The 13,437-nt window shown below is 40.8% G+C and carries 7 protein-coding genes; all 7 read right to left on the bottom strand.

Annotated elements, in window-relative coordinates; translation table 11 throughout:
• Positions 1-47: 47 nt before the first annotated feature.
• Positions 48-3,527 (bottom strand): toxin VasX, encoded by a 3,480-nt coding sequence (locus tag JCM15074_RS10985; protein ID WP_025821252.1) that lies wholly within the window; start codon positions 3,525-3,527, stop codon positions 48-50.
• Positions 3,514-4,299: a DUF4123 domain-containing protein gene (locus JCM15074_RS10980; protein WP_025821251.1), complete on the bottom strand. Its 786-nt coding sequence runs from the start codon at positions 4,297-4,299 to the stop codon at positions 3,514-3,516. The genes JCM15074_RS10985 and JCM15074_RS10980 overlap by 14 nt, the downstream gene beginning before the upstream one ends.
• A complete protein-coding gene (locus JCM15074_RS10975) occupies positions 4,296-6,401 on the bottom strand; it encodes a type VI secretion system Vgr family protein (protein ID WP_025821250.1) in 2,106 nt (701 codons plus the stop codon). The genes JCM15074_RS10980 and JCM15074_RS10975 overlap by 4 nt, the downstream gene beginning before the upstream one ends.
• Positions 6,402-6,496: 95 nt before the next feature.
• The gene (locus JCM15074_RS10970; RefSeq protein WP_025821249.1) at positions 6,497-7,012 is read right to left on the bottom strand and encodes an Hcp family type VI secretion system effector; all 516 of its coding nucleotides are present in this window, start codon (positions 7,010-7,012) and stop codon (positions 6,497-6,499) included.
• A gap of 162 nt (positions 7,013-7,174) precedes the next feature.
• Positions 7,175-8,458 (bottom strand): type VI secretion system ImpA family N-terminal domain-containing protein, encoded by a 1,284-nt coding sequence (locus JCM15074_RS10965; RefSeq protein WP_025821248.1) that lies wholly within the window; start codon positions 8,456-8,458, stop codon positions 7,175-7,177.
• A gap of 13 nt (positions 8,459-8,471) precedes the next feature.
• Positions 8,472-12,017: a type VI secretion system membrane subunit TssM gene (gene tssM / locus JCM15074_RS10960; protein ID WP_025821247.1), complete on the bottom strand. Its 3,546-nt coding sequence runs from the start codon at positions 12,015-12,017 to the stop codon at positions 8,472-8,474.
• 3 nt (positions 12,018-12,020) lie between these two features.
• Positions 12,021-13,436, bottom strand: a complete 1,416-nt coding sequence (gene tssA, locus JCM15074_RS10955) for a type VI secretion system protein TssA (RefSeq protein ID WP_025821246.1) — start codon at positions 13,434-13,436, stop codon at positions 12,021-12,023.
• Position 13,437: the final 1 nt, after the last annotated feature.

Raw genomic sequence — 13,437 nt, 5'->3', positions numbered from 1 at the left:
CTGATCCTTGTGATTATCTCATGTTGTTATATTAATAAATTACTATCTCATGACGTTATTTCAATAAGTTGATTTAGCCAAAGCGGTTGCTGCCGTTTAAAATTAGGCTCATGGCTAATATTACGTGGTGTCTCCTCTGCTAACTCCACACAGGGGAAATAATGTTTATCAATTTCTAACTGCGCCCTTATATTAAATGCGCCGTTATAGGTTCTTAACGCGCGCCGAGTCAGTTGCATTGCTGGGATTTTTTTATCAAATCGAACATAATAAGCTTGCCCTGTTGCCGTCATATGTTGATGAATAATGGACAAATCAGCCTTATCAGTAAAAGTATTCGTTAACATCCCATCAGCTTTAGTTTGCAACGCCTGACGTACATGAAAATTGACATTTAATGTATCTTGCCCCATCAAAGAGGCTAAATTCGTCTCTAAAAAGAGTACATGAGTCGCCCCTTGGGCTAACATCTTTTGCGTAAAGAGTTCGGGCAACTGGGTTTGACTACCGAGTTTATATGCCTTGGTCGAGCACGAAAACAGCAAGCCAATAAAACGGTAATAGGCGGTTTGATTATCCAGTAAGTGTTTAAAGTCATCACTTGCATCATCACCAAAAGGGCCATTTTTAAGCCAAACTTCTATCGGAGTATCTTTAAAGATGGCATACACCACAAACCCGACTACCGCCAAAGCAATACCTATCCATGCAACAGGGCCTAAGCCAAACAATAATGGCGCAGAAGTCGTGAATAATCCGGTGGCAATACTGGTCATCGCTGTACCGACCGCCACCATCGCCATACCCATCGCGGCATCAGTATCGTCATAGTCAAATGCCTTAAAGCTATCATAACCAGCAATCGCCGCGGTTAGCAGTCCAGCAAATACTGAGACAACTCTTAAACGACTCAATTCTTTTACTAAAGTAGTTGTACCATTTCGAAATGTAAAATCTCGAACAGCTAATGCAGAATGCTCGATCATTATCTTGTTAGCAGCCACAGACAATTTAGATGCGTTAATAGTTGTATAATTTACAGCATGAACAATTGCGATACCCAGATCTAGAATAGCACTAGTAATATTCGCCACCGATTGACCAATATTCTTGCCTCCTACTAAATGTTCAAAATACTTACGATTATTAATCAAATTCATCATCTCAACGGCGACAATAAAATAAGGCACTCTAAAGCGTTCATAAGCATTGCTGGCATTCAGTTTTTGGTTATTTTGCAAATCTTGTAAGCTACGCTGAGTATTGGTGTGATTCATCGCCGTCGCTAATTCAGATTCTTCAGGGATCATCAACATTTTTAGAGGTGATTTTTTAAGGTTTTTCTTACTACTTCCATGTAATTCAGCTTTATTAAACGCACTTTTTGATGATGATACAACTAACTTACCGTTACTATCATACATGCGCAGTGCCCTACCTTTTGGTTTCTGCTGTGCATTCATTTTCTCGCGCATAAACTTTGATAAACCTAGGTGTAATCCTTGCCCTTCAACACCTATTGCATAAAAACCTGTAGTCACAGCAGCAGTTGAGCCATATTGCAATTTACCAAAAGTATCTACATCGAGAGTTTTTAAGGTTCTAAGCACAGGCATATACGCGGCATTAAACTCAACCACCTTACCTTGTTTTATCAACATAGATTGCAGCTTCATCGCACTTTGGAAGTAGCCTTGTAAAAGACTATCGGTAATATTGGCAATACGACGCACAGTGGAAAATGCACCTTGTTCATTATCTTTAGCTGCAATAGTTTCAGCTAAATCAAACAGTTGAATATCATCGAGCGGAAAAGCAGCGATATCATTTGCCCAATTAGCAAAATTCCGAGTACTCGCGTAACCAGAACCATCATTGTGGCCATCAGGAGCAATATATTCCTCCTCTAACGATACTCTAGATTCAGGAGCAAAAAGGATTTTATGTAATGGATGATGCGCAGCCGTTAAAATGGTCTGTACCTGTCGCATAAATGGATTTTTTTGCTTTTCATGCTCTAGCATAAAATTATCGACACTATCTATGTCCATACTCAATGCTGACAATCCATAACCTACTATTTTCAATGCCCCTGCGGCATTCAAATCATTTAAAGAGGTAATATCACGCAGAGCATTAACCACTTCGTCGCTATCAATAATCGCTGCAACTTGCGCTTGTAAAAATTGACAATCACGACGGCACATTTGCCGCTCTAGTGTGCGTAAGGTACGGTTAAATTGGCCTGAAAAGGCTTGGTTAAATTCATCCTGATGCTTATGTAATGGATTCTCTTGCTTACCAAATTTCTTTGGTAATACAAAGCGATGTACCAACTCTGCAGAGGTGTAATATTGTTGCTGACTCATATCAACATTAACTTGCTGAAAGTAGCCCATCGCCGAAGTCACCATAAATGCATGATGTCTGAAATTAAACAATGGATCATCTAACACAATGGCATGTAACTTTCTTGCTCTAGCATCCGCTAAATAGTCAGGGCTAGCATCAGCTTGCCATGCTGACTCATCAATGGGATCTTTAGATATTAAAGCCTCAAGCACAGTTTGCTTCATTGCATATTCATATTGATAATCGTTTTTACGTTGATACACATTAATGGCTTGCTGTGGATTATCATGAGTTGATTTAATTATCTCTTTAAGCGCATTAAAACGTTGGTTCAATGATTGACCAGAAAGATCATGAATAAATAGATGTGATTCTGCCAGATTAAACTCAATGTCAATCTGCCTAATTCGCATCTCAGGTAAACTCTCTGTTTTAAGTAAATCAAAATTATCAATGGTATTTAATTGATGAAATGCCGTTAGCCTTTGCTGTTGGTATGATTGATTCGTTTCTAAATAATTTAAGTATTCAGCACTCCATTGCACCTCAGAATAAGCCACGCTTAAACGTACACCATGATTGTTTTCATGGGACGGAAGCCAAATATCGGTAAGGGGGTTCCCTGTCGCTTCTCGTTTTTTAGAGATAAAAGGTTTATCACGAGCTTCTCGATATTGATATAAATCGATGTCTTTAAAAATCATTTGTTCTTGAGTAGAACTAATTTCAATTTCACGCCATGCAAGACCATTATAAAACACATATAAATAACCATTTCGTGTCGGCGCCAAACGCCTTTTAATATCTAAATCTTGCTCGTAGGTAGGTAATAAGCTCAATGGCAAAATAGGATAAAGGCGATAGGCTTGCTGCTCATCTTGTCTTGGCTTAGCTTGAACATCTAAATATAACGGCAGTTTTATCTCACCTTCATCACCATCAATACTCAGCCACACATCTCGCGCACTTTGTTGCTCACTCCAATCCCAACTAAAAATAGTAGTGTCTTCTAACTGTTCTGTTTGTTGTAATGTTTCTAAGAACTCTTGCTGCTTCATATCAGTCGCATCATAAAACTGAAACTTATGTTCATCAGTCAATGCAAGGCCAACAACTTCGATAAACAACTTTTTACCTTCACAAGCTACACCAGAACTTAACTTATCCGTTGCCATTTACTATAGCCTCCTGCTGTACTAATCGTTGTTGATAAAAATATCGTGCAATATCTGACTGACTCGACATTCCTTCAATTTCAGCTTGCTTATACCAACGCCGATATTCGAATATCCTAGTTACATCAAAATGCATATTTTTATCGTTCAAGAGATCAAAACATTGCTGTATTTGTTTATCATCAAACATCAACTCAAGTGCATGTTGTTGTGATATTGTCAGTAACCATTCAGGTGTTAAATTAGCCCTATTAGCGTGTTCATTATCAAATAACAACCACTGCTTTTGCGCACTTGAAAATCGATGGTCATAACACTCCATGGATTTAATCATCCCTAACCAATTAGCATTATCTTCACTGTTGCTTTCAGCTAATAAATAACTCAACACAAATGGGTTTTGGAAATGAAGCAGTCCTTTACGTTGTGTACCAAAACTAATATTCATTCGGTTACGTAAATGAGCTATCAACTCTAATAATGTGGTTTGTGCTGCAACTGAAATTAATATCCCGCTCCAATCTTGCTGGTTTTGATTGTTTTCAATAAAACGCTCTAAAATTGGATCGGATTCATCAACCTTGATTAATACAGGACTGTACTCAAGCATATCTTTGAGTGCTGTCTCTATATATAAAAACTCTAGGGATTTATTGGCTGCGTACTGGTATATCTGTTGCAGTCCACCAGCCGCATAATGAGTAAGAAGATAAAAATGGCGATCATCGCTAAAGTAATTAAAACTACTAAGCTGAGGATGCTGCAATATCATAAATTGTTCCTACATGGGCAATCCGTTAAGGGGCAACTACCATCTGTTTGTTTTTGACATACCTCTGTAATGCCGTTGTTATTCATCAGATCTGCAATCACCTTATGTTTTAATGCAGGAGTTAACGCACTCTCACTAGCTTGCTGCTTTATCGATTCGACTGCTGCGGGTGCTTTGGCCTTATCAACTTGTTTTGGTAACTCTGGGGATCTGCCTGCATAGCCACAGCCGGAACCTGCGCTACCACCGGCATTAATCTTGACGGTACTGCCAACAACATGTACGCCTGCAGGATCGAGTTTAATAAAACTGCCACCAGCTTTAACGGTAATTTCAGCGCCTGACTCAATCACCACTTTTTGACCTGCCTTGATATGGATCTCATCTCCGGCTTGATTGACCCATACTGAGCCCGTTTTAATGTGCAGTGCGCCCTCAACCACAAGTGAGCGTTCGCCTTTTACAAACTCGCGGCTTTCACCATCAACAGTGATATGTTCATTACCCTTGATATGACTAAAACGGTCGTTCTCAACCGTTACATGTTTATCGTGTTTAATATGATCAATCCGGTCATGTTCCACCAATAGATTGAGATCTTTTTGAGCATGTACATAGATCTCTTCCTGCCCTGCTTGGTCTTCAAACCTAAGCTCATTAAAGCCTTCGCCTTGATGCGTTTGCGTGCGAATAACGGTGCGGGTTTTATGATCGGGTAGCGGATACGGCGGTTGATTCACCGCGTGGTAAGTTCGACCGGTGATAATGGGTTGATCTGGGTCACCTTCTAAAAAGCTGACTATCACCTCGTGGCCGATTCTAGGTATCGCTAACATGCCATACTGCCCCCCCGCCCAGCCCTGTGACACTCGCACCCAACAACTGGAAAGGTCATCACCATTGCCATAACGATCCCAAGGGAACTGCACCTTAACGCGGCCAAATTCATCGCAAAATATTTGTTCGCCTTCAGGACCAACCACAGTAGCAATTTGCGGTCCATCCACTTTAGGTTTGGGATTCGGAATAGGACGCCATTGTAAATGGCCGGGAATAAGCTCGAACTGGTTATTATAGGTGGTTGCTCCCTCGCCACCTTCCTCTTCGAGTGACTGCGGCTGCGCGCCTTGGCAAGTTAATTCGGTAACTAACCAATCTCGGTTATATTGACTATCTGGATGATCTTGTAAATCAAAACTGCAACCTGATTGTACGCCAGCAACATTACTTTGTGCTGATGCGGTTTGCGCGGCTCTGCGTAAATATTCTAATCGTATTTGGGTATAAGCTTTGCCGGATTCATCGTCCTTATAACGCCCCGGATAATCAAAATATGGGTATTCCCCAGTTTGATAATCCATCTCAATGCCTTGTTGCTGATTTAAAAAACTAAACGCTGGTTTTTTAAAACTGTAATCTTTCAACTGAGCACTGGAACTGGCAATCTGTTTACTGTCAATAAAACCATAAACAAATGGCTGTTCACTGACACCACCAGCAATGCCATTATATGGTAGCGGTTGCGCCAGTTTGTAACTGCTTTGGCTATCATCACTAAACAATACGCTATGTTTATCTTGTTCAAACAAAAAGCTGTAGAAAATGCCCTCTTCACTGGCAAGACGTGCGATAAACTCGAGATCTGTTTCTCGATATTGCACGCAATATTCACGCACAGGTAATGTTCTTGAAAGTGAAAAGGCATAATCATCAATATTCATCTCTTGCAGTAAAACACTGATGATTTCAGGTACAGATAGTTGTTGGAATATTCGGCTATTATGACGCAAGCCTAAACGGGCAATGGCAGGAACAAGCGTTAATTGATATCGAGTGAAATGGTGCCCTGTATCACCTTGGCTAAAACGTTTAACAATACCACTGATTCGATGACTCACTTGACCCTGCTCATAAATAGTCAAACAAGCATGGCGATCTACCGTCATCATGGCATCTATATCTGGGTCACGGCTCGCTAACTGCAACTGATATTCATATAACGTAGACAAACCCTCATGGCCTGTAAACTCAACCACTTTTAGCTTATCTTCAGCTAAGCCATCAATGGTCAATGTAAAATGCAATTGCTTATTTGCAGCCATAATTTATTGCCACCTCGTTTTACAGAAAAGCAAAAAGACCCGCACACCAAAATTAATTATCTACGGGTCATAAAACGATCACTTAATTGATGTTATTAAGCGATTGGGGCACGCCAATCATCAGCACCTGAAGTGCCTGCTACTGTGTGTTCCCAATCGATCTTACGATATGCCAACGAAACCTTAACCAACTGGGTATATTCTTTCTTTTGGCCATCTTGGCAATGTGGCATTTGGCAATCAATATCAACGATAACGGCATCGGTCAGTAGCGTTGAAAAGAAATGCTCCTGCTTACCATCGGTAGAGGTGCGATACCAATTTAACGTCACTTTAGGCAGCATCTCACCAGATGAAAGTGCGTTATATAACAAGGGTACTGACTTATTCAGTGCCACTGTAAACTGAAATGGTTTATGTACACGTTGCCCAGCAGGTTGACCACTCTGTGGATCGGTTGGTACGGTCACAATATGATCAAATGCTTGTACTAGCATTTCATCTTCATGACCCTCTACATAAATATTACCCACAGAATCAGCAGTGAATGCACCCGCAGTAATATTTCCCTGAGTTTTTCCTTCAATTGCGATATAACACGGTGTTGGCATAGTCTTATCCTTAACAAGTTATTGAGTCATTCATTGATTAAGTAACAAGCTTTATGCCAAATTTAACCATCTGATATTTAATGATATTTACAAGCTGCCTTATATTTAAGCAAATTATCGCTCGATTTCAGGCAACATCTTGCTCAGTAGGCAAAATGTTGCTCAATTGGTGGCAACCACTTGCTGTTGCTCGAGTTGTTTTTGTAACTCTGATTTTTGATATAACACCGCTTTTAACTTTTGCTCTAAGACAGTGAGAGACTGCATCGCTTGCTCATATTGCTGCTGCTCAATTAACTGCTCTGCATAATTTAAGCGTCCAACCAATGGCGATAAACTTATCGCGTAGTTCTCAAGCCCCTGACTAAAATCACTCAATCCAGTGAGATTATTCGTTTGCATATAATCATTAATATTCGCCGCTTTAGTTCGCGCATTAATAAAGCGCTGCTGTAAAAACGCATATTCGGACTGCATCTGTTGTTGCCATTGCAGTCTGGTTTGTTGCAGCCTAATAGCGGGATCTGAATCAGGGTATAGCGCTTGTAAACTATCAACTAAATCATACGCATGCAGATATTGCTTAATCACATCACGCTCAAATATAGCTTTAACTTGTTGGCTATAAGCTTGACTCACTTCTTGCTCTATTTGCTGTAATTGTTGTGGCTGATAACTCTGCCTAAATAATTCAGCATCATTGACCGTCACCACTTTGGGCTGAACCGTATCGGCAAATATTTGCTGCTGCGCCGTTAAATTTATCTGCTTTGCTGGCTCAAACTGACTTTGAATCAACTTTAACCCCACTGCACCGAGTGTTAAGCCCACCAGCAACATTAAAATACTAAAGCCTCTATCTTTACTGGCAATCACTTCGTTATCCGTGTCAGTTACAACAGACTTAGGCGGTTGTTCAAGTCGCTCTATATGCCCATAAATCGTAAATGACAATAACTCTAAATCGATACTTTTTTCAGGGTACAACTGTTGAATTTTAGATTCGATTAAATGGATTGCCCGATCACAACGATATAATTCACGCAAATGCTGACGTGATGGACTAACCGACTGAATATCAACTTTTATACGTGCCATCATCCATTGATAAAGCCCTTGAATTTTATCAAATGAACTGGCTTTTTTAGGCTGCATTTGCCGCAGCACAGCCACTTGTAAATCCAAGCCATTAGCCAAGCCATCCAGCCCCATGGTTTTAATTGCTGCAACGGTATAATAAATAGCAAGCAGAATATCTGCGCCTTCTTTAACCGCAATTTGAGCGCACAACTTGCGAATTTGCTCCCAGTTGGTTACGCCAAATAACGGCATATGCCTACGATTAATCTCCTCTCTAATTTGCTCATACTTGGGCAACTGACGTAGCTTATCTACATCGGTTGCCACTCGAAAATGATCGACCTCTGAATACAACAACTGATTCACTACAAGGCTCCCATTAGTAAAGTGCTTTAGATAAGTTAAACGACTTGAATAGAGATGAAGTAAATGGATTAGCATCTGCTTCTGAGTGCAGACGATAAACCACATTGCCTTTATCTAAATTAAAGCGGTAATCAACACTGGTCGCGGTAGAGCCCACCACCTCACCCGCATCTAATAATCTAAAGAATGCCCAAGGCCCTTGAATATTGATGCTGCGTGGCGATTGATTATTCTTAACAGGGACGAGTGTTAATTTACTGACCGCTGCAGTGCGCAATGTATTAGGCCAAATCAATCCCACATTTTTACGAGGACCATGGCTATATTCCACATATTGACCATCCACATTAATGACACTGCGACGCTTATTAGGGCTTAACTCAATTGGCTCTAACGTAAATTCCACATCCAACACGCCTTTTCGATTAAAGAAGGCTTGTTGAATCGCTTGTGCTGAGGCAAGTTGTTGCAGTACTTCTTTACGAATAAAAGACTGACCATTGGCACTATTGGTTAAACTCCCGCCCTCATCTAAAAACAATTTCAGATGGTCTTCATAAAATTGATTTAAGGTGCCGTTGGGTGCAAAAAATGCTTCAAAGTCATCTAATGCCACATCTTTTTTCGATTGCATTGAAAATGGATAGCGTGATGCGAGCTTCTGCTGATAGATTTGATAAACATCATTAACCCAACGTTGTTCTAAATAACGAATGGCTTCCTGTCTAATCACATACCAACTTTCATCAGCCAACTTATTCAGCATTAACTCAAATGGCTGCGGCATGCCGGCAGCCACGCGCTGCAACACATAAATAGGATCAGCATTACTTAACTTCACGCGAGATTTGGTCGCTTCTAATGCCGCTTTACCGACATCTGGCGCATCATTAATGGCTTTCATATAAGCTTGTAATTGGATAACTGCTTGCATCACTTCATCCATATAAGCTTGTTCGTTTTCTTCGGTATTAATCAGATCATTTAATGCAGAAAACTGCTTATCAACCATGGCAGCAACTTTAAACTGCGGCGATTTCATTAACTCATCACGCGCGGCATCACTGCTCGGTAAAGGTGGGAACAGCATGGTATTTTGAGTAATTTCATTAAGCAGCCGAGTAAAGGGTTGGTTATTACCGACAATGTTCTCAAGTACCATTACGGCACTATTGATATCAGGAAAATACTTAATATCCACTTCGTTCATCGCGTTGCGCCATGTATTGGCATAATCAGCAACAAATAAACCACGGATTTTTTCGCGTAATACCCGTTTATCTTCTTCTGAATAATCAACTGATTCTGTTTGCCCCAGCACCCAGCTATCCACTAATGCTAACTCTGAAACCGAATCTGAACGCGGGATAAAGTAAGTTTCGAAACCATCTTTAGTCAGCATGGCTGGTACACTTAAACCATCTTCAGTCTCGGTACGCTGACTGAATACCACATCAAAAATTGGTCCAATATTAGTACCTATATCAAGCGATGCCCCTAACGTGCCTGACGCTGCTAATTTAAGATTACGATATACCCTTTGCTCAACAGGTAAGCGGCCTAACTCGGCTTGAGTCTGACCAATCAATTGATCGTATGGCACCAATACAAGCTCAGCTTCCTCTTCACCCGCGACTCTTTTCGCAGTTAAGTTAGTATGCTGCATCGCATAATCTAGATGCTGCATTAATCGCTCTTGAGTTTGACGATCTCCGGCATAACGTTGCTGCCAGCGCTCAGAAAAATAATTTTGTACCATCCGCTGATAGCGGCCACTTTGATCTGTCATCATTCTAAATACACGCAATGCCCCTAATTGCTGCTCTTCTGTTTCGGCACTGGCAATATTAGCAGCCACAATTTTCATTAACGCAGGTAAAAAACGGTTTTCTAGCAGATGTAGATAAGTTTGCTCAACTTCAGGACCAATCAAATGGCCTTGATATAAGCCTAAATCAGAGATGTATTTTGGCTTATCTCTGAAAAAACCAAATTCTAACGTGGCATCACGAATGGTATTCAGTGGCCCTAAAATATCATCACCACTATCAAGTAAAACCTGATCGCCATAGTTGTCTTGGAAGGTATTCACCTTAGCGAGTACCGCATCGGCTTGATTAATATTCTTTTGGTAAAATTGCTGCCAACTGACAATAATCAGGCCTGTTGCAATCACAGATGCAAGCGTTGATAACATCAAAATACGGCGCTTATTTTTAGCCACTCTAAAGTTATCAGAAGCAATCCCCGCCTCAGGGTAAATCACCTTCTTAAATAAATTTTTAGTGAAGTAAGTGGTCGAGTTTTTAGCATTTTGGGCGCTATTTACAGAATGTGGCAGGCTATAACGACGTGAGGCAGAGTCCACAAATGCATTAGTTGGTACCCCTTGTTGATACACCGAAGTAAAGTACACACCGCGCACTAATGCTGACGTTGAAAACTGATCGCTACCAAATGCATCATGTAAAAACTGACTTATCACATCATGCAATCCAGACAATTGGCGACTAAAGCTATACATAGCGGTGCGATCTTTAGCATCAAAACATTGGATTAAAGCATCGGGTAATAATTGATTAATTCGGCCTACAAACTCAGCAAATTGTTGTTCAAACTCTTTAATCCAGCTATCGAGATCATCACCCGCTTTTAACTCAAAGGTAAAGCCGAGTACCTCTTCACGTTCGGCCTTAGTGTATTGCCTAAAAAAGGGTTCAAAACCGTGTAAAAGATCAAGCTTAGTTAGCGCGATATACACAGGCATACGCGTGGTTAAGGTTTCCATTAGCTCACGCAATCTTGCTCGAATAAGATTGGCATAAGCACGACGCTCCGTCGTAGTTGAAGTGGCTAAATGCGCCACATCAAGTGCCACTACCACACCATTTAAAGGGCGGCGACTACGGGTCTTTTCTAACCAATGAGTAAAGTGCAGCCACAAGCGACGCTCTAACTCACCGTCTTCATTTTCTGTGGTCGACTTTTGCGTCAGTAATTCACCATCAGGATCAATCAATACTGAATCATCACCAATCCACCAATCAAAGGTAAATGGATTCTCTTGCTGCTTGCCTGAGGCACGCATCACAGATGAAAAAACAAAGTTTTGTCCAGAACGGTTAATTAAACTGGTTTTGCCTGAATTCTCAACACCAAGTAATAAATACCATGGCAGCGCATAGAGATAATTACGCTGATTCAGGCTTTGTTTCATATTACTCATCACCTGATTAAACTGCGCTTCTTGGCGTTGTTCATATTCTAGATAAGGGTCTTCTTGTAGCTGTTTTTCACGCAACTTTTCAGCATGGAATGTTTGCAGTCGACGCCATTGCACCAAGCCCCAAATAGCTAAACAAACCAGTGTAAAAATAACGCTCGCAATCGCTCGGGATTGCATCGGCTTTAATGGATATTCATCGCCCACCTTTAACCATGGGCCAGCCCACCAAATCGCCACATTAACCAAAACAATAATGACGATGACTAATGCTGGAATCGCCGCTTTAAAGCCGGGAGCTAATTTACTGAATAATGATTTTATTTTGCTAAACATGTATTAAGATCCCTGCGCTTGACAGTCTTTACTATTATTTTCAAGACATTTGATTAATGACGGTTCCCATTCAATTAAAGGCATTGCTTGCACTTGCTCTAACAAGTTTTTGTATTCTTGTAACGCCATTGACGTTAGCTGATGTTGCTTCATTAAATCCGCAGCGATTAAACGCCAATAAAACATATCTCTTGGTTCCACCGCAGATTTAAGTCCCCGATTTAACTGCATAAGGGCATCCCCGAGTCCTTGCTCTTTAGCTGTTGAGAACGCTTTATCACGTACCCCTTCCCAGCTTGCCACGCTCATACTGCTGTTATTTGCTGAGGCACTAAGCCAATTTAAACAAGCTTCTGAAACAAATGGCTGTCCACCTTTAAAACTCAATCTAGCTAATTCAGGCAACCGCTGTAGAAACTGCTGGGTTTCATGCAAAATCGCTTCGGCCCATGCCGTTTTACCCATTTTTTGGCAAATTCGATAACTTAAAAAATGACCATCAAGCCAAAATGGTGCAACGCTAATGCTCTGCTCCACCCGAGCTAAAATCGCTAAATCCGCGCCCCTTTTTAACTGCTCCTCATACTCACTCACCCGATCAGCTGAAACGGGCATTAACTGTGTTTCACCATTTTCTTCTGCATCAGGTATCGCAGTGATGACACACCAAATGGCAAACCGCCTTAGTCGCATCGCCATCATCTGGCCGCTATCAAGTTCAGATAAAAAATCTGCGACTTTTAATAAGGTTTGTTTAGTGGCGCGCTCATTACTGCCATCAATTTCAATGGCACTTATTGGCGCAGTCGATTTCTCAGTTGCTGATACCGTTTTTTTAGGAGGAATAACTTGTGTTGGGATGCTGTTTTGACGCTTATTGATTTGAGATTTAAACAGCTCAATCACCTCCATCACGCCTTCAACAGGTAAGGTTTCTTTGGCCGCAGCATTCAATAAAATACGCAATGCATTATTAGTTTGCTCAATCTGTTCTTGAGTAAACATACTCAAATCTATTTTTTGTACCGATAGACTGGTTCGTTGAATTATTTGACCAAAAAACTTTCGTCTTGGTAACGCCCCTCGAGGCCCTGGAATGGGGTAGCAAAACTGCCAATAATGGACAATAAAATCCGCCAGTAAATAAATCGATAAAATAAATCGTTCTGGTGTAGTTTGATGCTGTAAGCACATCAATAGATGAGTTAAAACTTTTAAGTCTTTACTTTTATTAGCCAAAATATCTAAAGCGGCTTGCTCCGTTTCGACCCATTGCACTTGCGTATGCGCCAAAGAACCCACTTTCATCATTTGGCTCTCAATAAAATCTAAACCACTATCATCATCAAGCTTTATACCAATAGTATTGTCTTTCGAGATAGCTTGGGTGATCTGATTTCTATAAGCTTTGATATCCATT

The sequence above is a fragment of the Shewanella marina JCM 15074 genome, from assembly GCF_000614975.1.
GTDB classification, from domain to species: domain Bacteria; phylum Pseudomonadota; class Gammaproteobacteria; order Enterobacterales; family Shewanellaceae; genus Shewanella; species Shewanella marina.
This window is presented reverse-complemented; position numbering and strand designations above follow the sequence as displayed.

Bases quoted from the DNA above. Each gene is read 5' to 3' on its own strand.
- tssM (WP_025821247.1), bottom strand. From the start codon at position 12,017: ATGTTTAGCAAAATAAAATCATTATTCAGTAAATTAGCTCCCGGCTTT.
- JCM15074_RS10985 (WP_025821252.1), bottom strand. From the start codon at position 3,527: ATGGCAACGGATAAGTTAAGTTCTGGTGTAGCTTGTGAAGGTAAAAAG.
- tssA (WP_025821246.1), bottom strand. From the start codon at position 13,436: ATGGATATCAAAGCTTATAGAAATCAGATCACCCAAGCTATCTCGAAA.
- JCM15074_RS10975 (WP_025821250.1), bottom strand. From the start codon at position 6,401: ATGGCTGCAAATAAGCAATTGCATTTTACATTGACCATTGATGGCTTA.
- JCM15074_RS10970 (WP_025821249.1), bottom strand. From the start codon at position 7,012: ATGCCAACACCGTGTTATATCGCAATTGAAGGAAAAACTCAGGGAAAT.
- JCM15074_RS10980 (WP_025821251.1), bottom strand. From the start codon at position 4,299: ATGATATTGCAGCATCCTCAGCTTAGTAGTTTTAATTACTTTAGCGAT.